Annotated in this window: 28 protein-coding genes; 16 read left to right on the top strand and 12 right to left on the bottom strand. The window is 69.4% G+C overall.

Annotation, left to right across the window (positions count from 1 at the left end; translation table 11 throughout):
* Positions 1-57: 57 nt before the first annotated feature.
* The 3 genes from LCL61_RS06110 to LCL61_RS06100 all read right to left on the bottom strand — a co-directional run bounded on the left by LCL61_RS06110 (position 58) and on the right by LCL61_RS06100 (position 3,603).
* Positions 58-684: a response regulator gene (locus tag LCL61_RS06110; protein WP_034309658.1), complete on the bottom strand. Its 627-nt coding sequence runs from the start codon at positions 682-684 to the stop codon at positions 58-60.
* Positions 685-693: 9 nt separating this feature from the next.
* Complete coding sequence (locus tag LCL61_RS06105; RefSeq protein WP_340685940.1) at positions 694-3,216, bottom strand: M14 family zinc carboxypeptidase; 2,523 nt, start codon at positions 3,214-3,216, stop codon at positions 694-696.
* 69 nt (positions 3,217-3,285) lie between these two features.
* Complete coding sequence (locus LCL61_RS06100; protein WP_126732489.1) at positions 3,286-3,603, bottom strand: nucleotide pyrophosphohydrolase; 318 nt, start codon at positions 3,601-3,603, stop codon at positions 3,286-3,288.
* 151 nt (positions 3,604-3,754) lie between these two features.
* Between LCL61_RS06100 and LCL61_RS06095 the strand changes: the two genes are divergently transcribed.
* The 5 genes from LCL61_RS06095 to LCL61_RS06075 all read left to right on the top strand — a co-directional run bounded on the left by LCL61_RS06095 (position 3,755) and on the right by LCL61_RS06075 (position 8,462).
* On the top strand, positions 3,755-4,648 hold the full coding sequence (locus LCL61_RS06095; RefSeq protein WP_340685939.1) for a nitrate- and nitrite sensing domain-containing protein: 894 nt from the start codon (positions 3,755-3,757) through the stop codon (positions 4,646-4,648).
* On the top strand, positions 4,645-5,958 hold the full coding sequence (locus tag LCL61_RS06090) for a hypothetical protein (RefSeq protein ID WP_340685938.1): 1,314 nt from the start codon (positions 4,645-4,647) through the stop codon (positions 5,956-5,958). The genes LCL61_RS06095 and LCL61_RS06090 overlap by 4 nt, the downstream gene beginning before the upstream one ends.
* A 166-nt stretch (positions 5,959-6,124) precedes the next feature.
* On the top strand, positions 6,125-7,681 hold the full coding sequence (locus LCL61_RS06085) for a DUF1841 family protein (RefSeq protein WP_340685937.1): 1,557 nt from the start codon (positions 6,125-6,127) through the stop codon (positions 7,679-7,681).
* 68 nt (positions 7,682-7,749) lie between these two features.
* Positions 7,750-8,049, top strand: coding sequence for a type II toxin-antitoxin system Phd/YefM family antitoxin (locus LCL61_RS06080; protein WP_340685936.1), 300 nt, complete (start codon positions 7,750-7,752; stop codon positions 8,047-8,049).
* Positions 8,046-8,462, top strand: coding sequence for a type II toxin-antitoxin system VapC family toxin (locus LCL61_RS06075; protein WP_340685935.1), 417 nt, complete (start codon positions 8,046-8,048; stop codon positions 8,460-8,462). The genes LCL61_RS06080 and LCL61_RS06075 overlap by 4 nt, the downstream gene beginning before the upstream one ends.
* A gap of 65 nt (positions 8,463-8,527) precedes the next feature.
* Here the strand turns inward: LCL61_RS06075 and LCL61_RS06070 are convergent, their stop codons facing one another.
* The 3 genes from LCL61_RS06070 to LCL61_RS06060 form a co-directional block, all read right to left on the bottom strand.
* A complete protein-coding gene (locus LCL61_RS06070) occupies positions 8,528-8,698 on the bottom strand; it encodes a hypothetical protein (protein ID WP_340685934.1) in 171 nt (56 codons plus the stop codon).
* 589 nt (positions 8,699-9,287) lie between these two features.
* Positions 9,288-10,220, bottom strand: a complete 933-nt coding sequence (gene coaA / locus LCL61_RS06065) for a type I pantothenate kinase (protein WP_340685933.1) — start codon at positions 10,218-10,220, stop codon at positions 9,288-9,290.
* A 157-nt stretch (positions 10,221-10,377) separates the two neighbouring features.
* Positions 10,378-11,019 carry a macro domain-containing protein gene (locus LCL61_RS06060; RefSeq protein ID WP_340685932.1) on the bottom strand — a complete coding sequence of 214 codons (642 nt, stop codon included), beginning with the start codon at positions 11,017-11,019 and terminating at the stop codon, positions 10,378-10,380.
* Positions 11,020-11,116: 97 nt separating this feature from the next.
* Between LCL61_RS06060 and pheA the strand changes: the two genes are divergently transcribed.
* From pheA to LCL61_RS06045, 3 genes are all read left to right on the top strand, one after another.
* Positions 11,117-12,025, top strand: a complete 909-nt coding sequence (pheA, locus tag LCL61_RS06055) for a prephenate dehydratase (RefSeq protein ID WP_340685931.1) — start codon at positions 11,117-11,119, stop codon at positions 12,023-12,025.
* A complete protein-coding gene (locus tag LCL61_RS06050) occupies positions 12,022-12,642 on the top strand; it encodes a histidine phosphatase family protein (RefSeq protein WP_340685930.1) in 621 nt (206 codons plus the stop codon). The genes pheA and LCL61_RS06050 overlap by 4 nt, the downstream gene beginning before the upstream one ends.
* Before the next feature lie 155 nt (positions 12,643-12,797).
* On the top strand, positions 12,798-13,448 hold the full coding sequence (locus LCL61_RS06045; RefSeq protein ID WP_340685929.1) for a DUF4232 domain-containing protein: 651 nt from the start codon (positions 12,798-12,800) through the stop codon (positions 13,446-13,448).
* On the opposite strand, the gene LCL61_RS06040 is transcribed toward LCL61_RS06045, so the two are convergent.
* The 4 genes from LCL61_RS06040 to LCL61_RS06025 form a co-directional block, all read right to left on the bottom strand.
* Positions 13,445-13,882 (bottom strand): hypothetical protein, encoded by a 438-nt coding sequence (locus LCL61_RS06040; RefSeq protein WP_340685928.1) that lies wholly within the window; start codon positions 13,880-13,882, stop codon positions 13,445-13,447. The genes LCL61_RS06045 and LCL61_RS06040 overlap by 4 nt on opposite strands.
* Before the next feature lie 61 nt (positions 13,883-13,943).
* Positions 13,944-15,203: an MFS transporter gene (locus tag LCL61_RS06035; RefSeq protein WP_340685927.1), complete on the bottom strand. Its 1,260-nt coding sequence runs from the start codon at positions 15,201-15,203 to the stop codon at positions 13,944-13,946.
* 224 nt (positions 15,204-15,427) lie between these two features.
* Positions 15,428-15,778, bottom strand: a complete 351-nt coding sequence (locus LCL61_RS06030) for a metallopeptidase family protein (RefSeq protein ID WP_093936420.1) — start codon at positions 15,776-15,778, stop codon at positions 15,428-15,430.
* Between the two features lie 4 nt (positions 15,779-15,782).
* Positions 15,783-16,763, bottom strand: coding sequence for a septum formation family protein (locus LCL61_RS06025; RefSeq protein ID WP_340685926.1), 981 nt, complete (start codon positions 16,761-16,763; stop codon positions 15,783-15,785).
* A gap of 95 nt (positions 16,764-16,858) precedes the next feature.
* Here LCL61_RS06025 and LCL61_RS06020 point away from each other — a divergent pair, with 95 nt between their 5' ends.
* Genes LCL61_RS06020 through LCL61_RS06005 form a run of 4 tightly spaced genes read left to right on the top strand, consistent with a single transcriptional unit; the run spans position 16,859 to position 20,093 of the window.
* Positions 16,859-17,464 carry a hypothetical protein gene (locus LCL61_RS06020; RefSeq protein WP_340685925.1) on the top strand — a complete coding sequence of 202 codons (606 nt, stop codon included), beginning with the start codon at positions 16,859-16,861 and terminating at the stop codon, positions 17,462-17,464.
* Positions 17,465-18,631, top strand: a complete 1,167-nt coding sequence (locus LCL61_RS06015) for a glutathionylspermidine synthase family protein (protein WP_340685924.1) — start codon at positions 17,465-17,467, stop codon at positions 18,629-18,631. It begins immediately after the preceding gene.
* A 48-nt stretch (positions 18,632-18,679) separates the two neighbouring features.
* The gene (locus LCL61_RS06010; protein ID WP_340685923.1) at positions 18,680-19,132 is read left to right on the top strand and encodes a DUF350 domain-containing protein; all 453 of its coding nucleotides are present in this window, start codon (positions 18,680-18,682) and stop codon (positions 19,130-19,132) included.
* Positions 19,133-19,187: 55 nt separating this feature from the next.
* On the top strand, positions 19,188-20,093 hold the full coding sequence (locus LCL61_RS06005) for a haloalkane dehalogenase (RefSeq protein ID WP_340685922.1): 906 nt from the start codon (positions 19,188-19,190) through the stop codon (positions 20,091-20,093).
* Positions 20,094-20,178: 85 nt separating this feature from the next.
* Here the strand turns inward: LCL61_RS06005 and LCL61_RS06000 are convergent, their stop codons facing one another.
* Positions 20,179-21,462: an aspartate aminotransferase family protein gene (locus LCL61_RS06000; protein WP_340685921.1), complete on the bottom strand. Its 1,284-nt coding sequence runs from the start codon at positions 21,460-21,462 to the stop codon at positions 20,179-20,181.
* Between the two features lie 133 nt (positions 21,463-21,595).
* Here LCL61_RS06000 and serS point away from each other — a divergent pair, with 133 nt between their 5' ends.
* Both serS and LCL61_RS05990 read left to right on the top strand, forming a co-directional pair.
* On the top strand, positions 21,596-22,864 hold the full coding sequence (gene serS / locus LCL61_RS05995) for a serine--tRNA ligase (protein ID WP_340685920.1): 1,269 nt from the start codon (positions 21,596-21,598) through the stop codon (positions 22,862-22,864).
* A 27-nt stretch (positions 22,865-22,891) separates the two neighbouring features.
* Complete coding sequence (locus LCL61_RS05990; protein ID WP_340685919.1) at positions 22,892-23,884, top strand: DUF3558 family protein; 993 nt, start codon at positions 22,892-22,894, stop codon at positions 23,882-23,884.
* Here LCL61_RS05990 and lhgO read toward each other — a convergent pair.
* Complete coding sequence (gene lhgO, locus LCL61_RS05985; RefSeq protein ID WP_340685918.1) at positions 23,881-25,062, bottom strand: L-2-hydroxyglutarate oxidase; 1,182 nt, start codon at positions 25,060-25,062, stop codon at positions 23,881-23,883. The genes LCL61_RS05990 and lhgO overlap by 4 nt on opposite strands.
* Before the next feature lie 65 nt (positions 25,063-25,127).
* Here lhgO and LCL61_RS05980 point away from each other — a divergent pair, with 65 nt between their 5' ends.
* Both LCL61_RS05980 and LCL61_RS05975 read left to right on the top strand, forming a co-directional pair.
* On the top strand, positions 25,128-25,739 hold the full coding sequence (locus tag LCL61_RS05980) for a TetR/AcrR family transcriptional regulator (RefSeq protein WP_340685917.1): 612 nt from the start codon (positions 25,128-25,130) through the stop codon (positions 25,737-25,739).
* Positions 25,736-26,227 (top strand): nuclear transport factor 2 family protein, encoded by a 492-nt coding sequence (locus LCL61_RS05975; protein WP_340685916.1) that lies wholly within the window; start codon positions 25,736-25,738, stop codon positions 26,225-26,227. Before LCL61_RS05980 ends, LCL61_RS05975 begins: the two co-directional genes overlap by 4 nt.
* Positions 26,228-26,257 lie beyond the last annotated feature (30 nt).

Genomic DNA, 26,257 nt, shown 5'->3' with positions numbered 1-26,257 from the left:
GGAATCCCGGTTCAACCGGGACCTTCGGCCAATACGACGGGGGGCTTTTTTCGCGCACTACCTGTCCCGGCGCGCGATCCACGCCGCGGCCTGCGTGCGGCGCTGCATGCCCAGCTTCGCGAGGACCGACGTCACGTAGTTCTTCACCGTCTTCTCGGCGAGGAACAGGCGTTCCGCGATCTCGCGGTTGGACATGCCCTGCCCGATCAGCTCCAGCACCTCACGCTCGCGTTCGGTGAGGGAACCGAGTTCGTCCTCGGGCGGATGCCGCAGCTTGTCGAGCACCCGTGCCGTCGACAGCGGGTCGAGCAGCGACCGGCCGGCCGCGACCTCGCGGACCGCGTTGACGACGTCCTGGCCGCGGACCTGTTTCAGCAGGTACCCGGCGGCGCCCGCCATGATCGCGCCGACCATGGCCTCCTCGTCGTCGAACGCGGTCAGCATCAGGCACTGCGGCGGGTTCGGCTTCGAGCGCAGCTCGCGGCAGAGCGCGATGCCGTCGCCGTCGCCGAGCCGCACGTCGACCACCGCGACGTCCGGCTCGACGTGCATCGCCACGGCCAGGGCCTCGTCGACCCCGCTCGCTTCGGCGACGACCTCGATGTCGGGCTCGTCGGTGAGGAGGTCACGCAGACCGCGCCTCACCACCTCGTGGTCGTCGATGAGCAGCACCTGGATCGGCATACCCCCACGTTACTTCGCGGCGGCCCAGTAAATCGCCTTGGCCACCTGCGAGTACAAGCCCTTCGGGTGATCGCGGAACAGCGGTTCGGTGCCGAACAGCACCGCCCGCCCGCCGAGTCCCGAGGTCCCGGACACGACCGCGGCCTGTCCCGCCGCCTGCAGCGGTCCGCCCGTCCCGTCGTCCTGTGTCCGCCAATGCCCCGCGACCAGCGGATTGCCGCTCGCGTAGCGTTGCTCGACACTGACCGAGGAGCCGAGATCGGTGAACCAGAACGGTCCGTAGACGAACGAGTCCGGCAGCGCGCCGCTACCCACCGGGCCGGTCCCGTTGACCACCGAGACGACGCCGTTCCCGTCCTCCCAGCCCGCGACCGGACGCGCTTCGAGAAGTCCCACGTCGGTGTTGAACCGCGCGCCCGTGGCACCGCGGGTGACCACGCCGCCGCGAGTGAGGAAGGCACGCAAAGCGTCCTTCGCGGCCGGGTTGAGATCGGTGTAGCGCAGTCCCGATGAGACGAACAGCAGGTCCACCCTGGACCAGTCGAAGCCGGCGTTGAGCACCGCCGCAGACACCGGTCGCACGTCGAAGCCCATGTCTCGCAGCGCTTTCAGCTCGTCCGGCCCGACGGCGGCCGCGATGGTCTTGCGGGTCAACGGCGCCGCCGTCCCGTGTGCTTCGGTGAACCGGACGCCGTAGCGGTCCGCCACCTCGGCGGCCGCCGGGCGGGCCGACGCGGGGACGATGATCGTGCCGTCGTCCGCACGTCCCAGCGCGAGTCCCCGGTTCAGCAGGTCGTTGACGGCGCTGACGTCCTTGCCGTCGACGAGCTTCAGCGCGAGGTCACGGCCGGGCGCGGCGTCGATGCCGCCGGTCGGCGACGCGGCGACGACGTCGTGCGCCCGGACGTCGAGCCTGCCTTGCTTCACGATGTCGACCGACGCGCCCCACAGCAGGCGGTGGCTCCAGCCGGAGATGTCGTACATGACCGGCACCTTCGCCGAGATGTCGCTGCCCTGCTCCAGCATCACGTTCGCCAGGCCGCGTTTCGGCTGGTGCATGTCGACCACGTACGAACCGGCCGGATACCGGCGCCCGGCCAGCGAGAACGGGCGATCCGCCTGCCGCACGCGGACGTCGTTGGCCACCAGGTGGTCGACGAGACGCGAAGCGGCGACGGCCGAACGCTGATCCCCGCCGGAGGGGATGACGTACGCGCGCGGGAACTCCGTGCGGTAGCGGTCTTCCGGCCCGAAACCGGGCACGAATCCGTCGGGGATCTCACGCTGCGCCTCGCCCGCCGTGCCGCGGCGGAACATCTCGATCTGGTTCGCGATGAGCTCACCGCGATTGCGGTCGACGTACTGCAGCGTGCTGCCGATGGTGGCTTCGACGACCTCGGTGTTGATCACCGCGCGCCGCTGGAGCTCCGCCACCGGCCGCGTTTCGTAGTCGGCGTTGTTGACCCGCATCGGGATCTCGATCGTGAAGGACACCGCGCCGTGGTACATCGCGTACTGGGCGGTGTAGATCGGCGCCCAGCCGTCCCAGCTGCCGGGTTCGTAGTCGCGGAACGGGATCTCGGGTTTCGCCGTTTCCGGCCGTCCGAGCGCCTTGACCGCCTGCTCCATGCCGAGCCCGTTGGCGTACCCGTGCTTGATGTAGAGGTCGAAGTCGTAGTTCTGGCCGTGCGGCGGGGTGGTCGGTTCGATGAGCGTGTTCGCGACGTAGCCGTGTTCGTCCAGCATCATCAGCGGCTGCTTGCCGATGGCGATCCCGCGCATGGCCCGCACCTCCGGCTGCGACGCGGTGACGAAGTCGCGGTTGGGGTCGAAACCCTGCGACGTCTGCCGCGTACCGGCGACGCGACCGTCCGGATTGGCCGTGACGTTGAAGTAGAAACGGTTCCGTTTCAGCAGTTCGGCCGTCGTGCGATCGGTCGACGTCGCCAGCTTCTCGATGACGCGGAGCGCGCCGTCGGTGCCTTCCCATTCGTTGCCGTGGATGTTGTTGTTGATCCACACCGGCGCCTTGTAGCCGTGGCGCAGGAACGGGTCGCGCGCGGCGCGGGCCGGGTCGTTCTCGATCAGCGAGCGCCAAGCGTCCTGCCGACGCGTCTCGGCCGGACTCTCCGGCGCGGTGAGCGTCACCAGGTAGAGGTCCCGGCCGAGGCCCGACTGTCCGGCGATCTCCACCGAGATCCGGTCGCTGCGCGCCTGCAACGCGTTCAGTTTCGGCGCGATCGCGTGATACGGCGCGAGGCCGAGCTTGATCGACTTGTCGGCCGTGTTCTCCGGGTACACGCGCAGCTGGGTCTTGCGCGGATAGCCGGAACGGTCGCCCGCGAGGTTCTCGCCCGCCGCGGCCCGCGCGACGCCCATCGGCTGATCGGTCGCGGCGACTTCATTGCGTTCCGGCCCGTTGCCGGGGTCCCGATGCGGTGCGGTCGGTGGCGGCGCCGCGTACGCCGGCGCGGCGACCGCGCTCAGGGACAACACGAGGGCCAGGAACACGGTGCGGGCCGAACGCGACAAGGGGCCACCTCCAGGGACGTCGGCACAGTGTTTCCGCCGAACGAACGCCCCACAAGACCCGAAAGGCGGCTAACCGGGCGCCGGGAAGCGGATTTCGTTCCGGTCGATCTTGGCGTTCGCCGCCTCGATCAGGTCCACACCGAGGCTGTTCGCGAGCTGGAGGAGGTACAGCGTGACGTCGGCGATCTCGTCGACGACGTTGTGTGCCAGTTCAGGGTCGGAGCGCCACTCCGCGGACTCCTCCGGGGTGAGCCACTGGAACAGCGAAGTCAGCTCGCCGACTTCGCCGGACAGCGCCATGACCAGGTTCTTCGGTGTGTGGAACGGTTCCCAGTCCCGTGCCGCGGCGAAGTCGCGGAGGCGCTGGTTGAGGTCGTCGAGTGTCACGTGCCGTGCCTACCAGATCGTCACGGTGCGCTAACGGCCGTATGGCGGACGAGCGTTGACGTGCAAAGTGCAACTTGCATAACGTCGGCCGGCGTCGGGAGACCGATCCGGAAGGAAAGTCTTGACGTATCAGCGAAGCCTTCGGTCTCGCATGCTCTCCATCGCGTTCGTGCCGAGCGCGGCCTTGGTGCTCGTCGCGTTGTTCATCGGCGGTTTCCTTGTCCAGCAGGCCATCGAGGACCGCGACGACGCCGAGAACGGAGCGGTCACCCTCGCCGGGGCGAGCCGGGTGATCGCGTCGCTGCAGCGGGAGCGGGCGGTCGCGTTGAAGGCGCCGGGCAGCCGCTCCGCCACCTACGCCGCGTACGCCGATCGCATCGACACCTCGCTTTCCTCCCTGCGCGATATCGCCCGGGCCGCCCCTGACGCCGAGGTCGGCTACCAGCAGACGATCGCCGTCGAACTGCTCACCGCCGTCGAAGGCATGGACCGCAGCGATTCCCTCGCGGTCGCCGGGATCGACGACGCGGGGCGGCGCGACTACGCCGCCGCCGTGGGCGCCTACCGGTCCAGGCTCGACGCGATCGCCGGAAAACTCACGGAAAGTAGCCGGAAGACCTACCGGGACCTCGTCGGGAGCGAGGACTGGGGCCGGTTCGGCGCGGTCGAATCCGCGTTGAGCGCGGCCACGCCGCCGCCCGTCGGCCAGGACGCCTGGCGCGTCGCGGCCGGCGTCGTCGGCCGGACCCTCGGCGACCTCGCCGCGCGCCAGATCGAGTACTCGGCGCAGCTCGCGATCGACGGCGGGCGCCGGGTGCTGAGCGGCGCCCTCGCCGCCGCCGCGGCGATTTCGCTGCTCGCGGCGGTGGTGATGGCGATCGTCATGCAGCTCGCCCGTCGGCTGCCGATCCCGGCCGTCCGCTGCCCTTCGCGCCTCGAAGCGACGCCGCTGACCTGGTCACACCTGGTGAGCGATTACGCCGAAAAGAGCACGCTGTTGGCCCATACGAGTCGGGGAAGCGGTCGGGCAGACTTGTCCGGGTGAGTTCCCCGACGGATCTGCGCCCCTACCTGCGTACCTTGGACGCGGAAACGCTGGCGGACCTGCTGCACGCCCAAGCCGAGCGTGACCCTGCGTTACGGCAGGCCCTGGAGAACCGCTTCGCCACCCAGGGGAGTGACGTCGCCGAGGCGCACCGCCTCCTCGACACCGCCGTGCTGGCGGGCAACGTCGAGTACGCCGCGAAGGTCGGCTCCGTCCTCGACACGCTCCAGCGGCTTCTCGACGCCGGCAGCCGGGCGGATCTCGCTCCGCTCGCCCGCCGGACCGTGGATGACATCAGCGAGATGCTGGAGCAGATCGACGACGCCTCGGGCGAGGTCGCGGACCGGCTGGACCGGGCCGTCGAGTTGTACGCGCGGGCCTGCGTGGCGCACCCGCCGGATCCGGAGGGCCTGGCCGCCTGGATCCTCGAAGTGGAGTTCGACGGCCCCGGCTGGCCCGTCATCGAGCTGGCCGACTTCGCCGCCGCGTTGGGGGACAAGGGAATCGCGCGGATAAAGTCCACTGTGGACGATGTGCTGGCGGAGCATCCGTCCGGGGCGAAACGCGAGACCGCCGAGCGGCTGCGCGAGGAGCTGGCGGAGGTGTCCGGCGACGTCGACGCGCTCGTCGCGATCCTCGCCGCCAAGCCGCCGCGGGTGGACGTCAGTCTCAAGATCGTGCGCGTGCTGCGCGCGGCGGGGCGGCACAGCGAGGCCATCGCGCATGCGGCGCGGGCGCTCACGCACGACAAGAAGGAGGAGGCGCCTCCGCTGGAGGAAGAGCCGGTTCCCTTGTCGCGTAAGGACTTCGACGAGAACCCCACGGCCGCGACGTACCTCGCGCTGCGCGAGGAGTCGCTGGAAACCGGGCGCTGGGTCGCGCAGCGGAAGACCGCGCTGGCCCGGTTGCGTGAACTCGCCGCCGGGAGCACGGAGGCCGCCGACGAACTCGTCCGCGCGTTGCTCGGCGAGGACCGCGCCGACGAGGCATGGCGGGCGGCCGTGCGCTTCGAGGCTTCTTTGCCGGTGCGGGTCGGACTCGCGGATTCCCGTTCCGTCGCCCATCCGGCCGAAACCATTCCCGTATACCGGGACCATGTCGAAGAATTGATCACGCGGAAGGATCCGAACGCCTACCGCGAGGCGGCCCGGCAACTGCGCAAACTGCGCACGGCGCACAAAAAGGCCGGTACGGCTGAAGAATTCAGCTCGTACCTCGGCACATTGGTGGAAATACACAAACGCAAGACCCGGCTGATCGCCGAGGTCAAAGCGGCGAGAATCGCGATTCCCAAACCGGTCAGGGCGTAACCGCGCCCGTCGCCTGTCGTTATTCGCGGTGAACCGAGGAAACCCGGCGAAGAGGGTGAAGTCGCGGTGGTCGGTGAACCGGTGTCCGCCCGCGTCCGGGACTCCGTGTTCCGCGCCCGCGACCACCGCGACGAGCCCGGCCGGGTCCGCGTGAAAACATGTCGCCATGAGTCCGGTCAGCCGTGCGCGCAAGAAGGCAGCCCAGCCCTCCACTCCGAGTGTGACGGGCCTCTTCAAGGACGTCCTCCGGGACTTCTCGACCCTTGGTGCCGAACCCGAGGTGCTCGACGTCGAGCTGCTGACCTCCGAGGTGCTCGGCCAGTGGTGGGAGATCGAGCTCGAAGAGGACGAAACGCCGCTGGGCCTGGAGCTCATCGCGTTCGCCGAGCGGAAGATCACCCCCGCCGCGGCCGCGCTGCTCGCCGGGCTGAAGGTCTTCGCCGAGACCGAGGAGGAGCGCGAGGCGGCCGCTTCGGCGCTGAACACCGTGCTGGGCCGCGGGATCCCGGAGCCGGAATGGGTGGCGGAGCTGGCCGCGGTGACCGTCGGGGAGTGCTGGCGGACCGGTGACGTCTTCGGCGACGAGTCCTCCCTCCTGTGCGTCTTCTCCCGCGGCGGTGCCGAGCACGGCTTGCTCGCGCTGGTCGACTTCACCGAGGGCGGCCGGATCCGCGACGTCGTCGTGGTCGACAAGCCGCAGGACGTGCTGGCCGAGATGCGGCAGCAGGCCGCCGACGACCCGGAGCTGGTCACGCTGGAGCGGGTGCTGCCCGAGCGTGCCCGCCAGCTGCTCGCGGACGGGCTGGCCGCGACGGACGTCGTCGAAGAGCCCGACGTCAGCGAGGACTACGCGCGGTTTCACGCGCTCGCGCTGGCGTGGATCCGGGCGCTGCCCGCTCCCGAGCCGTCGCCCGAGATCACCGAATGGCCCGAGCAGGTCCGCGAAGAGGTCGTGGCCGACTTCATCGGGTCCGGACTCGTCGAGGACACGGAGGCGACGCGGTTCTACGCGCGCTTGCTCGTCGACTACGGCTGTGAGACCGAGCCGGGCAGCCCCCTGCGGGTCGGCCCCGAGAAGCTCGCCCGGTTCCTCGAATCGCTGCTGGACGGCGAGTTCGAGATCGACGAGGCCTACGAAGACGCGCTGGAGCCCGCCCTGCTCGGCTGGGTCACCTGGGCCGCCGACCGCGCCGGACTCCCCGAGGCCGCGCGTGTCGCGCTGCTGGAGAGCGCGACCGAGTTCCTGGAGGAATTCGCGCAGGACGAGGATTCCGCGCTCGACGTCTACTTCGACGGCTCCGAGGGGATCGAAGACCCGGCGGACCTCGCGGAAGCCCTGGCGCGCCGGATGTTCGCCGTCCCGACGGTTTACGCGGAGATCGGTGACGAGGAGCTGGAGCTCGAACCCGCCGACCCCGAACAGCGCCGCCTGCTGGTGATCGGCGAGCACCCCGAGTACCACGAGGCGCTGGCCGAGGAGACCTTCGACGGCGAACCGCGGATGCGGCTCGCGCTCAAGACCACGATCGTCGACCAGCTCTGGGCCGACGAGCCCGCCGAGGTCTGGCAGGCCGTGCGGCGGCTGAGCGAGACCGGGCAGGAGCGCGAAGAGATCTTCGACCGCCTCATCGACGCGCTGTCCGCCCAGCTCACCGAAGCGGGCGAGCACGAGATGGACTACGACATCGACGACTACCGGAAGGCGCTCGGCGAGCTCGCCTGACACCCGTTTCCCCCGGTCACACCCCTCCAGCCCTTGCCAACCCACCTAGTTCTGTCTAGTCTGTCTAGATGGAAGCAGCAACCTGGCAAGTGCAGGATGCCAAGCAGCGGCTGAGCGAGCTGCTGCGCCGAGCCGCGTCCGATGGGCCGCAGTTCGTCACGAAACATGGGGAGGAGGTGGCCGTGGTGCTGGACATCGTGGATTACCGCAGGTTGACCGGAAGTGGCGAAGCCGTCGATTTCAAACTCGCGCTTTCCGGGGAGCAGCATCATCCCGAGTACGGGGAGGCGCTGGCCGACGTACTGGAGGAGATCGCCGCCGAACGAGCGGAAGACCTGCCGAGGGATGCCGTGGAGGTGAGCGGGTGAGCTTTCTGCTGGACACGAACATCGTGTCCGAGGCTCGGCGCCGCACGCCGAACCCGGGTTTCGCCCGGTGGTGGGGAGAGGTGTCGTCGAGCAGGCTGTATCTGAGCGCGCTGACGGTGGGGGAAATCGAGAGGGGGATAACGAAACTCAGGCATCGAGGGGAGCGGGACAGGGAGCGTGCGGAGGCGCTGGCCGATTGGCTGGCCGGGCTCACCGCGCAGTTCTCGGAACGGATCCTTCCGGTGACCGCCGAAATCGCGGCCGAATGGGGCAGGCAGTACGCGCCGCGGAAAGTGCCGTCGATCGACGGGCTGATCGCCGCGACCGCCCGGGCCCACGAGCTGACCCTGGTCACCAGGAACCTCGCCGACATGGCCGGGCTCGGCGCGCAGGTGCACAATCCGTTCGACTGAGCCGAGCTCCGCGGGGATCAAGACGTCCGGACGCCTTGATCGGCCGGAGTTCAGCTCACCTGGGTTCAGCCCAGCGGTGCCGCGGGAGTGCCCTTGCTCTCCGTGACTGGTGGCTTCTTCCGGCGACGGTCACCGCGGGCGTCGTCGAAGTCGACGACGAAGGCGCCGGCGGCCATGGCCACCAGGAGTGCGAGTCCGAGAATCGAGCCGACCCAGGTCAGGATGGTCGAGAACATCGTGAGCCTCCTCCCTGCTCAAGGTCTTTTCGAGACCTCGTGAACCCCTGACACAAGGGTCGCCTCGGGGGGCTGTAGCCGGTATCGGCCAACCGGTTACACGTACTGAGCGTGGATCGGCCGATCGGCCGAGGAAAGCCGTCGGCCGACAGCGGTGCGCGACCGGTGGGCACCACTGGCTCTCCCGTGGTGCGAAGGCTGGTCCTTGTGAGGGAACAGCCGGAAGCCGCCCGCGTGATCGGCGTCCGGCGAAGTGATCTTGGCCGTCGTCGTGAACGCTCGCCGTGAGTAGAGAATCCGCAGGTGCCCGGTTACGCGGTGTCGTCTTCCGGCTGCGCGTTGCTGAAGGGTTTGGGACATCCCAGATCCTTCATCGACGGACCAACACGATGGAGGCGGGTGTCTCAGGCACGTTCCGCCGGTCCGCGGGTGGCGGTTTCGCGCGGAACCCCGGTCGCGGGCGTGCCGTCCGTCCAGTCACGTGTGTTGTCCGTCGGATCACGTGTGTCGTCCGTCCAGTCACGTGACATCGCCGGTGCTGGACTTCATGACCGACCGCAGCCGCCAGAACGAGAACCGTCGTGATCTCTCAGAGCTTGCGCAGCCGGACCCGGTTGATCGCGTGGTCGGCGTCCTTGCGGAGGACGAGGGTCGCTCGGGGCCGCGTCGGTTTGATGTTCTCCATCAGGTTCGGCTCGTTGATCGTGCGCCACAGGTGGCGTGCCTCGGCACGGGCCTCGTCGTCCGGGAGGCCGGCGAAGTGGTGGAAGTGCGACGCGGGGTCCGCGAAAGCGGTGTGCCGCAGCTTGAGGAAGCGCTCGATGTACCAGCGTTCGATGTCGGTCGTCGGCGCGTCCACGTAGATCGAGAAGTCGAACAGATCGGAGACGGTGAGCCGAGGACCGGGCTGAAGGACGTTCAACCCTTCGAGGATCAGGATGTCGGGCCGCTGAACGACCTGCTCCTCGTCGGGAAGGATGTCGTAGGCGAGGTGCGAGTACACCGGAGCGCTGACCCGGTCCGCCCCGGACTTCACCTCGGTGACGAACCGCAGCAGCGCCCGCCGGTCGTAGCTTTCCGGGAAACCCTTGCGGTGCATGATCCCGCGCCGCACCAGTTCCGCACGCGGGTAGAGGAAACCGTCGGTGGTGACCAGGTCGACCCTGGGGTGATCCGGCCAGCGGGCGAGCAGGGTGCGCAGGATGCGCGCGGTGGTCGACTTGCCGACGGCGACACTGCCCGCGATCCCGATGATGTACGGCACCTTGGTGCCCCGACTGTCTTCACCGAGAAAGGTGGTGGTGGCCTCGTACAACCGTTGCCGGGCGGCGACCTGGAGATTGATCAGCCGGGAGAGCGGCAGATAGACCTCGGCGACCTCGGCCAGGTCGACCTGTTCGCCGAGACCGCGCAGCCGCAGCAGTTCCGCGGCGGTCAGCGGCAGAGGAGTCGACCTGCGCAACTCGCGCCACTGCTCACGGTGCAGCTCGACGTAGGGACTGAGCTCACGGACCCGCGGCATCGCACACTCCTCGCCCGTCGCCTGCGCTGGCGCCGTACAAAACCGTGTTGACGAGTTCTCGGCGGGTGAACGTGCCTCGAACCGGATGAAGCCGCTTTAACGGTAGGGCTTACGGCTCGTGAACGCGCTGCGATGTGATGTACCCCGCTTCAGGGCGTTACCGTCCGTTACGGGTACGGCCCGGCGTGAAGACCTCGTTCCACGCGGCGGCGACCTGCCGTGCGCAGGACGCGGGCGCGACCCCGCCGAAGCCGGTACCGAGTCCGGGCATCGCGATCGTGTGCACGAGATCACGGACCCGGCCCTGGTCGAGCCTGCCGTCGCGCCACTGCTGGAACACCGCCCTGGCGGCCAGGTACGGATGCACGGTGTCACGCGGGAGGCGTTCGCCGGGTTCCCGCGTCGTCGGCGCGCTGATCAGCCAGGCGGGCTCGGCCTCGCCGGTGGGCACGATAACCGCTTCGCCGATCGGGAGCTCCCCGCCGTGGTAGGCGAGCACGGCGCTGCGCACGTTCTGCTCGACCTCGGGATAGGCGCGGGCGTACACGGCGTCGATGCCGCCGCGCATCCAGCCGTAGGAGTTCGCGGGGCTGACGACGGCCTGCGCGACGACGTCGAGCACGGACCCGCGGTGCACGAAGACCCGGCCGTCCACAGTGTCCGCGACGGTCGTCCAGGCTTGTGCGAGCAGGTCATCGACGGCGCAGAGCACCAGCTCCGGAGTGGGGCGGTCCGACGGGGGAGCGAAGGAGGGGCCGGTGTACTCGTGGCCGGTGCGCGTGCCCGGTTCGGCGGTCACGCGCTAAGCATGGCAAAAAAAGCCACCCGGCGTAACCGGTGCGCGTACCGGCTGTCCGAGTGAAAGTCGCCACCCGCGCCGTGCGTAATCTGGCGGGGTGTCACGGATCGCTTACTTCGGCCCCCAGGGAACCTTCACCGAACAGGCCGCCCGCCGGCTCGCCCCCGGGGAGGAGCTGATCCCGGCGGAGACCATCCCGGCGGCGCTGGCCGCGGTGCGCTCGGGCGCGGCCGACGCCGCGTGTGTCCCGATCGAGAACTCCGTGGAGGGCGCGGTCACCGCCACCCTCGACAGCCTGAGCGAGGCCGAGCCGGTCGTCGCGGTGGCGGAGGTGCTGCTGCCGGTCCACTTCAGCGTGCTGACCCGGCCGGGCATCACCGAGATCCGCACCGTGGCCAGCCATCCGCACGCGCTCGCCCAGGTCCGCCACTGGGTCGAGGCGAATCTGCCGGGGGCGCGCCCGGTCGCCACGTCGTCCACGGCGGCGGCCGCGGTCGCGGTCGACGCGGGCGAGTTCGACGCCGCCGTCACCGCGCCGGTCGCCGTCGAGCACTACCCGCTGGAGGTGCGGGCCACCGAGGTCGCCGACGTCCGCGACGCCAAGACCCGGTTCATCCTCGTCCGCACGCCCGGTGAGCTGCCGGAGCCGACCGGGGCGGACCGCACTTCGATCGTCGCCGCCGCGACGAACCGGACCGGCGCCTTGGCGGAACTGCTCACCGAGCTGGCGGTCCGCGGGATCAACCTCACCAAGCTGGACGCCCGCCCGACCAGGAACAACTTCGGCGAGTACCGCTTCTTCATCGACTTCGAGGGACATGTGGCAGAGCCCCGGATCGGCGACGCGCTGGCCGCGTTGCGCCGCCGGTGCCGGAACGTGCGGTTCCTCGGCTCCCACCCGCGCGCGGACAACGGCACGACCGAGATCGAGCCGGGCGCCGCCAACGAGGATTTCACCGACGCGATCGGCTGGGTCGAGTCGGTACGGAAGGGAGCACAGGCGTGAAACTTCTCCTCGTCCGCCACGGCCAGACCGACGGCAACGTGCGGGGCGCGCTCGACACCGCGCTGCCGGGGCCACCGCTCACCGAGCTGGGCCGCGAGCAGGCCCAGGACCTCGCGAAGCGGCTGGACGGCGAGCCGATCGTCGCGGTCTACGCCTCGCAGGCGATCCGCGCCCAGCAGACCGCCGCGCCGCTGGCGGCGAAACTCGGCTTGGACGTCCTGGTCCTCGACGGCGTGCACGAGGTCGCGGCGGGCGACCTCGAAGGCAAGACGGACAAGGACTCGATCACGACCTACATGAGCGTCGTGCGCCGGTGGACGCTCGGCGAGCTCGACCCGCCGATCCCCGGCGGCGAGACCGGTGCGCAGGTCCGCGCCCGCATGCTCGACGCGGTCGCCCGTCTGCGTGCCAAGCACGAGCAGGCCGACCCCGACGGCACAGTGGTGCTGGTGAGCCACGGCGGCGCGATCCGGCTGGGCGGCGAATGGCTCGCCGGGAACGTGACCGCCGAGGTCGCCAACCAGGGGCTCGTGCCGAACACCGGGATCGTCGAGCTCGTCGCGACCCCTACCGGCTGGACCTGTCTCACCTGGGCGGAAGCCCCTGTCGAACCCTGACCAGGGACGTTTGCCTCCGCGCCCGCCGGGGAATACACCCCACAAGATCGATTAACACCTTGTGGGGAATTAACCGGTGGAGCGCAACCCCCACGGCGGACAACACGTCTACTGGACGGTGGGTGACCCGGCAGCGTCGGACTACAGGGAGGCGAATGACCATGGTTCGTTCAAAATTGATCTCCATCGGCGGTCTCGTCGCGGGTACCGCCGGGCTTCTGCTGCTCAGCGCCTGCGGTGCGGAGACCGCGCCCGTCGCGCAGAACACGTCCGCGTCGCCGTCCGGTTCGGCGCCGGACACCTCCGCCGCGCCCAGCGCGAGCTCTTCGAGCCCGGCGCCTGCCCCGCAGCCCGTCCAGCCGTCCGCACAGGCGCCGAAGAACGACGGGCTGTGCAAGGCCGGCGACGTCAAACTGTCCATCAAGGACAGTGACGCCGCCGCGGGCACGGTGTACCGCAAGCTCGTCATCACCAACGCGAGCGGACACCCGTGCACCGTCCAGGGCTTCCCGGGCATCTCGTACGTGACCGGCGCCGACGGCCACCAGGTCGGTGAGGCCGCGTACCGCGACGGCGCCAAGGGTGGCCCGGTCCAGCTCGCCAAGGGGGAGAGCGCGATCGCCGACGTCGGTTTCGTGAACGTCCGCAACTACGACGAGGCGGTCTGCAAGCCCACCGAGACCCGAGGGCTGCGGGTGTACCTGCCGCAGGAGACGGCGTCGAACTTCGTGCCGGTGCAAGGACTCGGCTGCGCCGGGAAGATTCCTGGCAATCAGCTGACCGTCAAGACCGTCCACAAGGGCTAGAGCTGGGCGCAGAGCTGTTCGGCCTGCGTCAGATGCCGCTGTCCCGAGATCTGGTTGAAGTGCAGGCTGAACACCATCCGGCTGACCCCGTCGATATGTTCGGCCAGCGGCCGGTAGGTGTCCTTGGCGGCGGCCGCCGCGGCGGAGAGTTCGCGTGCGGCCGTCATCCGGTGCAGGACTTCGGGGGCGAGGACGGCCACGGTCCGTTCGCCGGGTGCGGAGTCGGTGGTGTCCGGGATCGTGCCGACCCTGGCCAGCGCCGAGCAAGCGTGCTTCGCGTCTTCGAGCGCCCCCGCGTTGACGCCCGAGAGCGCCCACAGCATGCCGATCACGCCACCGCCGATCACGAAACCGGCGACGGCGGTCAATACTTGCGGCCGTCTCGAAGGTTCTGTCGTCCCCACGCCGGCCTCCGGCACCAGTGTCTGCTGCATCGCGGACCTCCCCGTCACCCGTGGCGGTGATGGGCTATTTCAGCACCAAAGGCCTTTGTTTTCACCGGTCTCGGTGGAGAACCCGCTCCTCCGTGGCCGATTCGTCATCGAAGGCTCCTTGCCGTAACGAGACGAACGCGAAACCGGCTACTCCGAACAGCAGCAGCCCGGACGTGAGGAACGTCCTGGCCGGGGAACCGAGAGCGTGGGTGAGGACGCCGCCGAGCAGGGCGCCCACCGGGATCGCACCCCAGACGACGGTGCGCCACACGCCGAGGACCCGGCCGAGCAGGTCGCCGGGGACGAGCGTGTGCCGCGCCGTCCCGAGCACGATGTTCACCGCGACCACGGCGGCCGCGAACAGGCCGAACAGTGCCGCACCCGCCACCGGCGAGCTCGTCAGGCCCATCCCGGTGAACGCCGCGCCGCAGCAGGCCGTGCCCCCGAGGAGCACCGCGCGCCGGCTGGTCGCCTTCACCAACCGAGGGGCGAGGGCCGCGCCGAGCAGGCCGCCGATGCCGCCGACGAACGCGAAGAGCCCGAAGGCCGCTTCGCTGAGACGCAGGTACTCGATCGCGTAGAGCACCAGCTGCGCCTGCGCGAGTTCGCTGACCAGGCTGATCAGCCCGGCGATGACGACCAGCCGCAGCACCAGCCTGCTGTGCTTCAGCCAGCGGAAACCCTCCGCCAGTTCGGTGCGGAGGCCGGCGGGCGCGTTGCCGGTGGCTCTCGGCCGATAGCTCCCGGCGAGTCCGATCAACACGGCGGCCGCGATCGCGAAGCCCACCGAGTTGAGCATGAACGGGAACGTCGCGAAGAGCGCGAAGGTAGCGCTGCCGACCGGCCCGCCCAGGAAGGTCTGCCCCACGATCTCGCACGCCTGGAGCTTGCTGTTCGCGCTGTCGAGTGATCCCTTGCCGACGACCGCCGGGATGAGCACGTTCGCGGCGCTGTCGGCGACCACCTCCGCGGAGCCGATGAGCAGGGCGGCGGCGTAGACCAGCCAGATCGTCACTCCGCCCGCCGCGACCAGGGCGGCCGTCCCGCCGACGACGACCGCGCGGACGCTGTTCGCGAGGATCATCGCCCGCCGCCGGTCGATGCGGTCGAGCAGCGCGCCCGCCGGGAGCGCGAACAGCAGCCACGGCAGGAACTGGGTCGCCGAGAGGCCGGCGATGAGCAGCGGATCACGGGTCAGGGTGACCGCGAGCAGCGGGAACGCGACCTTGCCGATCCCGTCGCCGAGGTTCGACGCCGCGCTGGACGCGAGCAACCAGCGCAACCGCCGGTCACTCCTCCCTCGTGCCGCCGACTCGGCCATGGACCGCCTCCCCAGGCATTCGCCGGCGCAGGCCGGCGACAACGTGTCGAAAAGTTTAGCGGGGGCTGTCGCCCAAAGTGGCTGGGTTGTTACGCCCAGTTAAGAATCCGGAAAACCTTGGTGCTCCACGCACGAAAATCACCGACCACGCCGCCTTCGGCACGGAATCCACTGTGTACGTCTCGGGGGAGCAAGGGACCTTTGCTCTCGTCCGTCCGGCGGGCTCAGCCCCACCCGAGTTCGTGCAAGCGCGCGTCGTCGATGCCGAAATGGTGGCCGACCTCGTGGACGACCGTGATCAGCACCTCCTCGACGACGTCCTCCTCGGTGTCGCACATCTCCAGCAGCGGACGCCGGTAGATCGAGATCCGGTCCGGCAGCACCCCGCCGTACTCGTGGGTCCGCTCGGTCAGCGCGACCCCGTGGTACAGGCCGAGGATCGTGGGCGACTCCTCGTTGAACTCCTCCACGAGTACCACGACGTTGTCCATGGCGTCCGCGAATTCGGGCGGGAGCTCGTCCAGTGCCTCCGAAACCAGCTCCTCGAACCGCTGCTGGGTCATCTCGACGGGCACGCGATCACCCTCCGGTCTTCGGGGCCGAAGACGACGACGGCGGCGGGGTCTCGCCGGTGCCGACCTTGACGCTCCCGGTGACCGGCGCCAGCCCCTTGTTCTCCGGCAGGACCGCCGCCACCTTGCAGTTCACCAGCGTCGACCCGGCGTCCCAGCTCTCCTGCTCGCGGACGTCCCAGCTGAGGATGAGCTTCTTCGCCGCCAGGTCCGCGTTGCCGGTGTACTCCTGCGCGGCCGTCGAGCACTCGGTGTCCAGCCAGGTGTTCTGCTGCTCCTGCGACGGGTAGCCGTTCTTGAACTTCGTCTTGAGATCGAGCGTCGCGATGATCTCGTACGAATGCGTCTGCGCGCAGTCGATGGGGTCGCCGAAGCTGTTGTTGAGCAGCGCGAGGCAGGTGCCCGGCTCCCAGACGGCGGACTGGTCCTGCTCCTTCGCCGGCCCCTTGGTCGGCTGGAGCTTGCCGCCCTGGCCCGCCCACTGCAGACCGCACCGCAGCTGCCGGTCGCCGTCCGCCCACTGCGCGGGCGTCGGCCGGAGCAGGTTCATGCTCAGCTTGCCGTACGGGTCCAGCGTGCGGCCGAGGTACGGCTTGACGTCGATCGTGCACTGCGACCTGGAGATCTCCTGCCACTGCTCCAGGTTCGGGCTCGGCGCCCCCGGCGGGTACTGCGCGCCGATGTCGACGATGCTGGTGACCTCGAACAGGTGGGCCTCGGCGCACGGCACGCGCCGCGCGTCGGTGGCGTCCGGATTGTTCCAGGTCAGACAGGTGCCAGGAGGAGATTGGAACGCCTCGGCCGCGGCGGGCGACAGTTTGGGGGCGCCGCCGCCCGCACCGCCCTCCGGGCCCACGTTCCACGAAAACGCCACACTCAGCGAAAGCGCGATGATCGCGCCCGCGAACACACCGGCCATGACGAGCCGGGTGCGCAGGGTGCTCAGCGCGTTTCGCGGATCACGGAACCGCTCGGCCTGTTGAGACATCCACTCCATGATGCCCGCGCCGCACGTAAGGTGCGCGTACCGGGTGGTTAGTGTTGAGACACGGGTTCGGGCCGGCGGGCGATTACGGAGCTTCGATGACGCAGGATGACAACCAGGGGGCACAGGCGCCTCAGGAGCCGCCAAGGCGCGGCTCGATGCGCTTCCAGGACAGCAGCACGCAGGCGCGGCAGCCGTCGCTCGCCGAGCAGCGGGCACGGCAGCAGGCCCTGGCCGAGCAGCAGCGCCAGGAGGCGCTCGCGGCCGAAGCCGCCCGCGCCGCCGAGAAGAAGTCTTCGACCAAGAAGAAGCTGCTGATCGGCACCGGGGTGACCGTCGGCCTGGTCGGCTTGGTCGCGACGTTCTACACGGTCGCGAAGCCGGAGAACGTCACGGCCGTCTGCACCACCAAGGACGGGATCGTCGACCAGGACGACAACTGCGACGAGCGGTACGTGACGTCGCACGGCGGCTACCACTCCGGTGGCTTCTTCTTCATCCCGATCGGTGGCGGCGGGTACAACAGCTACCGCTACAACTACGGCGGCACGGGGACCATCGGACAGCGCGTGTCGGGTGGCTCGTACACCGCGCCGTCGAACGCGAACGTCAGCACGAAGTCGGGCAAGACGGTCCAGCGCGGCGGGTTCGGCATCAGCGGCAAGAGCGGCTCCGGCGGCAGCGGCAAGAGCGGGGGCTCGTAGGTGTACCGGGATTCCAAGCCGCCCCGGCGGGACTGGCAGAACATCGTCGAAGAGCAGGGGCTGGTCTTCGGCACGCCCGCCCGCGACGGCTCCGGCAAGTCCCGGCCGTACTGGGACGAGTCGGTCCACTACGTCTTCGACATGGACGAGATCCTGTCCGTCGAGGCGGACGTGGAGCTGCTGCACTCGATGTGCCTCGAAGCCGTCGACAACGTGATCACCACGGAGCAGTACCACCGCTTCGGCATCCCCGAGTGGGTCTGGCCGCATATCGCCGAGTCGTGGAAGCGGCAGGATCCGCACGTCTACGGCCGGTTCGACCTGCGCTACGACGGCAAGAGCCCGGCGAAGCTGCTCGAGTACAACGCCGACACCCCGACCTCGCTGCTCGAGGCCGCGGTGCTGCAGTGGCACTGGAAGACCGCGGTCTTCCCCGAGAACGACCAGTGGAACTCGATCCACGAGAAGCTGGTCGAGCGCTGGGGCGAGCTCGCCGACAAGCTGCCGTCCAACGAACTGCATTTCACCTGGTCGTCGGCCGATCCGTCCGGTGAGGACCACGTGACGACGGCGTACCTGCAGGAGACCGCGGCCGAGGCCGGGCTCGACACCGTCGGCCTGTCGATCGAGGAGATCGGCTGGGACCCGGTGCTCAAACGGTTCGTCGACCTCGAAGAGGCGCAGATGGCGACCGTGGTGAAGCTCTACCCGTGGGAATGGGTGGTCGACGAGGAGTTCGGCCGCTTCGCCGTCGAGACCATGCCGCGCACGCTGTGGGTCGAGCCGCTGTGGAAGATGATCCTCTCCAACAAGACGCTGCTCGCGATCCTGTGGGAGAACTACCCGGGGCATCCGAACCTGCTGCCCGCCTTCGCCGACGACCCCGGTCTGCTGACCGAGTACGTCCGCAAGCCGAAACTCGGCCGCGAGGGCGCGAACGTGCAGATCGTCGCCACCGGGTACGAAACGCAGACCGACGGTGTCTACGGCGCGGAAGGGTTCGTCTACCAGGCGTTCGACCCGCTCCCGGAGTTCCAGGGCTACCGGCCCGCGCTCGGCGCGTGGATCGTCGGGGACCAGGCCGCCGGCCTCGGCATCCGCGAGACCGCGGGTCTCGTCACCGACGACGGTGCGGCGTTCGTCCCGCACCGCATCGTCGAGTCGTGATAGAAGCAACCGCACAAACCTGACATTCCTGACTCCTGGAGAACCCCTGTGACCACCACCCTTGCGCTGTCCGACACGTTCGGCTCCGACCTCGTGCGAGGGATCGGCGCGATCCTGTTGTACGGCGTCGTCGGCCTGCTGATGATGTTCGCCGGGTTCTGGGCGATCGACTGGACCACGCCCGGCAAGCTCGCCCAGCTGGTCACCCGCGGCCTGCCGAACGCGGTCATCGTCACCGCGTCGGGCCTGTTGTCGATGGCGTTCATCATCGTCGTGGCGATCGCGAACTCCGCCAGCGACCTGACCGAGGGGCTCATCACCTCGCTGGTCTACGGCCTGCTCGGCATCATCGTGCAGGTGCTCGCCGTCCGGCTGCTGGAGTGGGCGACCCGGATCGACGTCCGCTCGACGATCGAGAGCGAGAAGTTCGCCCCGGCCAGCATCGTCGTCGCGGCCGCGCACCTCGCCCTCGGCCTGGTCGTGGCCGTCGCCATCTCGTGATTTCCTGACGCACTGAAACCGGCATGGGCGCACGATTCCCACTAACGTGGGAGTCGTGCGCCTTTTAAGGACACCGGACGACCGGTTCTCGGACCTGCCCGATTTCGACTTCGAACCGCGCTACGCGGAGCTCGTCGACCTTCACGGCGGCGTGATCAGAGTGGGGTACGTGGAGGCCGGGCCCGAGGACGGGCCGCCCGTTCTCCTGCTGCACGGCGAGCCCACCTGGTCCTACCTCTACCGCAAGGTCATCCCGGTGCTCGCCGACGCCGGGCTGCGCGCCATCGCGCCCGACCTGGTCGGCTTCGGCCGATCCGACAAACCCGGCGACATGGTCGACCACACCTACCAGCGGCACGTCGAGTGGATGCGCGCGTTCGCCTTCGATGTCCTCGACCTGACCGACGTCACCCTGGTCGGCCAGGATTGGGGCGGACTGATCGGCCTGCGGCTGGTCGCCGAAAACCCCGACCGCTTCGCGCGGGTCGTCGCGGCCAACACCGGCCTCCCCACCGGCGACACCGACATGCCCGAGCTCTGGCACAAGTTCCGCGACGCCATGGAGAACGCCCAGGTCATCGACGTCGGGCGGTTCGTCCAGTCCGGCTGCCAGACCAAGCTGTCCGAGGAGGTCCGCGCCGCCTACGACGCGCCCTTCCCGAACGAGATGTACAAGGCCGCGCCGCGCGCGATGCCGTCGCTGGTGCCGATCACTCCGGGTGATCCGGCCTCGGCCGCCAACCGGGCCGCGCTGAAGGTGCTTTCGGAATTGAACAAGCCGTTCCTGGTCTCGTTCTCCGACGGCGACCCGATCACCGCGCCGTGGGGCCTCGAACTGCGGGGCTCGATGCGCGGCGCCCGCGAACTCGAGCATCCGACGATCACCGGCGCGGGCCACTTCCTGCAGGAGGACGCCGGTGGGCGGCTGGGCGAGGTCATCGCCCGCTTCGTTCGCTCCTGACAAGGGGCTGAAGGGAGCTTTCCCCGCATCGGATGTGGGGAAAGCTCCCTTCACTGCGTGAGACGCGGGGAAAGTCCCCTTCAGCTCAGAACACCGCGGCCAGTGCGTCGGTGATGATCCCGAGGCCTTCGGCGGCCTCTTCGGCGGTGAGCGTCATCGGCGGCGCAATCCGCAGCACGTTGCCGTGCAGCCCGCCCTTGCCGATCAGCAGCCCGCGCGCCTTGGTCTCCTCCATCATCCGCGCCGCGGCCCCCGGGTTCGGCGTCATACCGCCCGGCTCGACCAGCTCGACACCGATCATCAGGCCCTTGCCGCGCACGTCCCCGATCAGCGGGTTCCCCGTCGCGCGCAGGCCGTCGAGCAGTTCGTTGCCGCGGGCCAGCGCGTTGGCCTGGAGGTCGTGGTCGGCGATGTGGTCGAGTACGGCGGCCGCGCCCGCCATCGCGACCGGGTTGCCCCCGAAGGTCGAGATCGAGTTCGCGGTGAGGCAGTCGACGAGGTCGCCGCGCGCCACGAGCCCGCCGATCGCGAGCCCGTTGCCGAGGCCCTTCGCGAAGGTCATCGCGTCGGGGACGACGTCGTGCGCCTGGATCCCCCAGTAGTGTTCCCCGGTCCGCCCCCAGCCGGTCTGGACCTCGTCGGAGATGAACAGGATCCCGTACTGGTCGAGGACCTCCTTCATCGCCTTGAACAGGCCGTCCGGTGGTGAGCTGAAGCCGCCGACGCCCTGGATCGGCTCGGCGATCATGCACGCGACGTCGCCCGACGTGCCCGTCTCCAGGACGTCGACCAGGTCCGCGACGCAAGCGTCGATGTACTCCGTGTCCGAAAGCGCCCGGAACGGGCTGCGGTACCGGTAGCCGCCGTGCACGTAGCTCACCTTCACCGGGCTGAGCGACGACGCCGACCAGCCGCGGTTGCCGGTGATGCCGACCGTCGCGAACGACCGCCCGTGGTACGAGTTCCGCATCGCCAGCACCTGGTTGCTGCGCCGGTACTGGGTGGCGAGCATGAGCGCGGTGTCGTTGGCCTCGGTCCCGGAGTTGGTGAAGAACACCTTCGCGTCGGGGATGCCGGAGAGCTTCGCGATGCGTTCGGCCAGTTCGACCTGTGACCGGATCAGGTACAGCGTCGACGTGTGCAGGATGCCGGTGTCGAGCTGCTTGCGCACGGCGTCGCTGATCGCCGAGACGTCGTAGCCCATCGAGTTCGTCAGGATGCCCGCGAAGAAGTCGAGGTAGGTGCGCCCGGTCGAGTCGATGACCCGGCGGTCCTGCGCGTGCACGATCTCGATCGGCTCGTCGTAGTAGAGCGCCAGCCACGACGGCAGTACCGCCTTGTGCCGCGCCAGCAGGTCCGCATCGGTCATCGGGTTTCTCCGTCCGCAGCAGGGAGATCTCAGTATGGGGACGGCCCGAAACGGGCGGCAACGATCAGACTGTCGGGTTATCCGCGTGGACCCGCACATTTTGTGCGGCTCGCACGGACTACTCTCAGCACTCGTGATTGACCCCAGGACTCTGCGCGATGACCCGGACGTCGTGCGCGCTTCGCAGCGCGCCCGTGGCGAGGACGAAGGAGTGGTCGACAAGCTGCTCTCCCTCGACTCCCGCCGCCGCTCGTCCATCGCCGCCGCCGACAAGCTGCGCGCCGAGCAGAAGTCGCTGGGCAAGCTCATCCCCAAGGCACAGGGCGACGAGCGGGCCGAGCTGCTCGCCAAGGCGAAGGACCTCGCCGCCCAGGTCAAGACGGCCGAGGTCGAGCAGACCGAGGCGTCGGAGGAGTTCGAGCAGCTGCATCGCCTGCTGCCGAACCTCGTCCACCCCGAGGCGCCCGAAGGCGGCGAGGACGACTACGTCGTGCTCAAGCACGTCGGCGAGCCGAAGAAGTTCGACTTCAAGCCGAAGGATCACCTCGAACTCTGCGAGGGCCTCGGCGCGCTCGACATGGAGCGCGGCGCGAAGGTCTCGGGCTCGCGGTTCTACTTCCTCACCGGCATCGGCGCCCAGCTGCAGCTCGGCCTGCTGAACATGGCGGTCGCGCAGGCGACCGCGAACGGGTTCACCCCGATGATCACCCCGACCCTGGTCCGGCCGGAGATCATGGCGGGCACCGGCTTCCTGGGCGCGCACTCGTCGGAGGTCTACCGCCTGCGCGACGACGACCTGTACCTCGTCGGCACCTCCGAGGTCCCGCTCGCCGGCTACCACGCCGACGAGATTCTCGACCTGAACGACGGCCCGAAGCGGTACGCGGGCTGGTCGTCCTGCTACCGCCGCGAGGCCGGGTCGTACGGCAAGGACACCCGCGGCATCATCCGCGTCCACCAGTTCGACAAGGTCGAGATGTTCGTCTACACGCGTCCCGAGGACGCCGAGGCCGAGCACGCGCGCCTGCTGGACTGGGAAGAGCAGATGCTCGCCAAGATCGAGGTCCCCTACCGGGTGATCGACACCGCCACCGGCGACCTCGGCACGTCCGCGTACCGGAAGTTCGACTGCGAGGCGTGGGTGCCGTCGCAGGAGACCTACCGCGAGCTGACCTCGACGTCGAACTGCACGACCTTCCAGGCCCGCCGCCTCGGCATCCGCTACCGCGACGACGACGGCCGCCCGCAGACCGTCGCCACGCTGAACGGCACGCTCGCCACCACCAGGTGGATCGTCGCGATCCTGGAGAACCACCAGCTCGAAGACGGTTCGGTCCGGGTCCCGGAGGCGCTCCGCCCCTTCCTCGGCGGAACCGAGGTGCTCACGCCGACATCCAAGTAGCGGTCGGCGGTGAGGGGAAGAGGACGCATGCGGTATCGGAATTCGCTCGCGATCGGGCTGGCGGTGCTGACGCTCGGCGGCTGCACGTCGGTCATCGGCGGTACGGCTTCGCCGGTACCGGGGCAGGGGCCGGTCATCACGAAGGCCGAGCCGTGCAAATTGCTCTCGCAGGAGCAGGCGGAAGCCATCGGGGTCACCTTTCCCGGCAAGGAACGTCCGGCGGACAAGGCACGGAAGATCCCCGGGACGTGCCGCTACCCGGAGCTGGACGACGCGCCCGACGGCGTCGCGCTGGAGGTGTCGCAGAGCTTCGACCTCTCGCTGGTCGACTACGTCAGCGGTGCTCTTCCCGGGGAGAAGTTCGGCATCGGCGGGTTCACCTGGACCCGGTACGCGTCCATCTTCGGCCCGAGCCACTGCTCGCTGATGACCGAACTCGATCCGAAGACCTTCGTCGAGATCACGAGCCAGGCCCCCGGCGAAGACGTCACCAAGGCCTGTGACCTGGCGAAGGCCGCGGCTCCCGCGGTCGCGTCCCACCTGCCCGGCGGACAGCCGAGCCCGCCGCTCACCGCGCCCCCCGGCCAGAAGCCGATCGAGGCTTCCGGACCGCTCGTGACCGTCGATCCGTGCTCCCTGCTCAAACCGGACCAGGTGACGCCGTTCAACCTTCAGGCCGCGCGGCCGATGAACGGTTCGGGCAGGGATCCGAAGAACGGCTGCCAGTGGGACGACAACGACGGTGACGAGGGCAAGAAGGCCCTCGACCTGTGGCTCTACACGGCGACGAAACTCGAGGACGTCCCCGGTCTCGACGGCACCCCGGTCGAGCAGATGGTGGCGGGCAAGAAGTGGTTCGTCTACTCGAGCCCGGACAGCCCCATCTGCGTCGCGATGCTGCCGGTCACGGAGACCTCCTCGGTCAAGGTCGACACCGGTGACCTCAGCGACAACGCCAAGGCCTGCGAAATCCCGCAAGCCGTGATGCCGCTGGTGACCGGGAACATGCCCGCCTTCTAGACCAGTTCGTCGGAGATGTGCTTCGCGATCTCCAGCGCGCTGGTCGCCGCCGGTGAGGGCGCGTTGAGGACGTGCACCTGGTTCCGCGCGGTCTCGATCAGGAAGTCGTCGACGAGCGCGCCGTCCGGGCGCAGCGCCTGCGCGCGGACGCCGGAGCCGTGCCGCACGATGTCGTCCTCGGTGACGGCGGGGACGAGCCGCGCGAGGCTTTCGGCGAAGCGGCGGCGCGAGAACGACCGGCGGACCTCGTCGAGCCCGGTCGGGTACGCGTACTTGCGCGCGAGCCGCCAGACGCCGGGGAAGCGGGCGACTTCGGCGAGGTCCTTCGCCGAGATGTCGCGCCAGGTGTAGCCCTCGCGGCGGAGCGCGAGCACGGCGTTCGGGCCGGCGTGCACGCTGCCGTCGAGCATGCGGGTCAGGTGCACGCCGAGGAACGGCAGCGACGCGTCCGGGACCGGGTAGATCAGGCCGCGCACCAGATGGCGGCGTTCCGGCTTCAGCTCGTAGTACTCGCCGCGGAAGGGCACGATTCGCGCGCTCGGGGTCAGCCCGGCGAGCCGCGCGACGCGGTCGGCGTGCAGGCCCGCGCAGTTGACGAGGGCGTCCGCGTGGATCACGTCGTCACCGGTCGCCACCTCGACACCGCCGGAGCGGCCAGGGCGGATCCCCAGCGCGGCAGTGCCGAGACGCAGGTCGGCGTCGGATTCGTCGAGCAGCCGCACCAAGGCGGTGCAGACGGCGGGGAAGTCGATGATGCCGGTCGACTCCACGCGCAGCGCGGCGACGCACGAGACCTCGGGTTCGTACTCGCGGGCTTCGCTCGGGGTGATCAGCTTGGCCGGGACACCGTTCGCCTCGGCGCGTTCGGCGAGCACCTTCAGCGCCGGAAGCTCCGCTTCGGAGGTGGCGACGACGAGTTTGCCGCAGACCTCGACCGGCACCCCGTACTGCCGCGCGAAGTCCACAATGGACCGGTTGCCCGCGCTCGCCATCCTGGCCTTGAACGAACCCGGCTTGTAGTAGAGCCCCGCGTGCACGACGTTCGAGTTGTGCCCGGTCTGGTGGGCCGCCCAGTGGTCCTCCTTCTCGAGCACCGTGACGTCCAGACCACGTTTGGTCAGCTCCCAGGCGGTGGCGAGACCGACGATCCCGCCTCCGATGACTACGACTGTGCGCACGATCGACCAGGTTACCCGGAGCGCTACCTGACAGATGTCAGGTTCGGTGATAGCGTACCTAACCGATGTCAGGTAAACGGCTGAGCAGGGAAGAACGCCGGGAGCGGATCCTCGCCGCGGCGGCGCGGGTGTTCGCCGCGTCCGGCTACGACGCGGCCGGGATGCGCGAGGTCGCGACGGCCGCCGGCATCAGCACGCCCGTGCTCTACGACCATTTCCGGTCCAAGGCCGCGCTGTACGCCGGGCTCCTGGAGTCCGAAGTGGACAGTCTGCTGGCCGGCTGGGCGGAGCTGCCGCCGTCGGGCACCGCCGAGGAGCTCCTGCGCGGCCGGGTGGCGGCGATCTTCGCCTGGATGGAGACGAACGAACGCGGCTGGCGGATGATCTTCGCCGAGACGCCGTCCGACGAGGCGGTCGCCGAGGTGCACCGGCGCGGACAGGCCAGGGCCACGGGGCAGCTGACCGAGGTGTTCGCCCGCGTCCCCGGCCTGGCGCTGACCGCGGACCTGCCGCGCGACCGCGCGAACGAAGCGCTCGCCGAAGCGGCGAAGAGCGCACTGAACGCCATCGCCACCTGGTGGTGGAGCAACCGCGACATCCCGCGGGAACAGGTCGTCGCGCTCACGGCGGATCTGTTGTGGCGCGGGCTGGGGAACCTGATCCAGGAGGACGCATGAGCACCGAAACCGCCGAGCGGTACCGCCGGGCCCTCGAAACCCGAGACGTCGAACTCGCGCTGAGCGCCTTCGCGCCGGACGCCGTCGTACGTTCGCCGCTGACGAGCCGGGTGCGGTTCACCGGGCACGCGGAACTCAGGCCGCTGCTGGAGGTCGCGTACTCGCATCTGCGCGACGTCCGGTTCCACACCGACACCGGCGACGAGGCCACGCGGGTCGTCGTCTACACCGCGCGCATCGGCGGCGAGGAGATCGAAGAGGCGGCGGTGCTGAAGCTCGGCGAAGACGGGCTCATCGCCGAAGTGACGCTGTTCGTGCGGCCGCTGCCAGGGCTCGTCGCGCTCATGGACGCCTTCGGCCCGGACATCGCGCGCCGCAACGGCCGCACGTTCGCGGCCCGGCTGCTGAAGGTGGCCGCGAAACCCTTGCTGGCCATGGTCCGGTCCGGCGACAAACGCGCGGTCCCGTTGGCCGGGCCGAGGGGCTGAAGGGCGCTTTCCCCGCATCTCATGCGAGGA

The sequence above is a fragment of the Amycolatopsis coloradensis genome, from assembly GCF_037997115.1.
GTDB classification, from domain to species: domain Bacteria; phylum Actinomycetota; class Actinomycetes; order Mycobacteriales; family Pseudonocardiaceae; genus Amycolatopsis; species Amycolatopsis coloradensis_A.
The sequence above is the reverse complement of the archived record's forward strand: the minus strand, read 5'-3'. Positions and strand labels throughout refer to the sequence as shown.

What these genes read in the sequence shown, in the direction of transcription:
- LCL61_RS06110 (WP_034309658.1), bottom strand. Translation starts at nt 684, where the DNA reads ATGCCGATCCAGGTGCTGCTCATCGACGACCACGAGGTGGTGAGGCGC.
- LCL61_RS06095 (WP_340685939.1), top strand. Translation starts at nt 3,755, where the DNA reads ATGCTCTCCATCGCGTTCGTGCCGAGCGCGGCCTTGGTGCTCGTCGCG.
- LCL61_RS06085 (WP_340685937.1), top strand. Translation starts at nt 6,125, where the DNA reads ATGAGTCCGGTCAGCCGTGCGCGCAAGAAGGCAGCCCAGCCCTCCACT.
- LCL61_RS06080 (WP_340685936.1), top strand. Translation starts at nt 7,750, where the DNA reads ATGGAAGCAGCAACCTGGCAAGTGCAGGATGCCAAGCAGCGGCTGAGC.
- LCL61_RS06070 (WP_340685934.1), bottom strand. Translation starts at nt 8,698, where the DNA reads ATGTTCTCGACCATCCTGACCTGGGTCGGCTCGATTCTCGGACTCGCA.
- coaA (WP_340685933.1), bottom strand. Translation starts at nt 10,220, where the DNA reads ATGCCGCGGGTCCGTGAGCTCAGTCCCTACGTCGAGCTGCACCGTGAG.
- LCL61_RS06045 (WP_340685929.1), top strand. Translation starts at nt 12,798, where the DNA reads ATGACCATGGTTCGTTCAAAATTGATCTCCATCGGCGGTCTCGTCGCG.
- LCL61_RS06040 (WP_340685928.1), bottom strand. Translation starts at nt 13,882, where the DNA reads ATGCAGCAGACACTGGTGCCGGAGGCCGGCGTGGGGACGACAGAACCT.
- LCL61_RS06035 (WP_340685927.1), bottom strand. Translation starts at nt 15,203, where the DNA reads ATGGCCGAGTCGGCGGCACGAGGGAGGAGTGACCGGCGGTTGCGCTGG.
- LCL61_RS06025 (WP_340685926.1), bottom strand. Translation starts at nt 16,763, where the DNA reads ATGTCTCAACAGGCCGAGCGGTTCCGTGATCCGCGAAACGCGCTGAGC.
- LCL61_RS06020 (WP_340685925.1), top strand. Translation starts at nt 16,859, where the DNA reads ATGACGCAGGATGACAACCAGGGGGCACAGGCGCCTCAGGAGCCGCCA.
- LCL61_RS06000 (WP_340685921.1), bottom strand. Translation starts at nt 21,462, where the DNA reads ATGACCGATGCGGACCTGCTGGCGCGGCACAAGGCGGTACTGCCGTCG.
- LCL61_RS05990 (WP_340685919.1), top strand. Translation starts at nt 22,892, where the DNA reads ATGCGGTATCGGAATTCGCTCGCGATCGGGCTGGCGGTGCTGACGCTC.
- LCL61_RS05980 (WP_340685917.1), top strand. Translation starts at nt 25,128, where the DNA reads ATGTCAGGTAAACGGCTGAGCAGGGAAGAACGCCGGGAGCGGATCCTC.
- LCL61_RS05975 (WP_340685916.1), top strand. Translation starts at nt 25,736, where the DNA reads ATGAGCACCGAAACCGCCGAGCGGTACCGCCGGGCCCTCGAAACCCGA.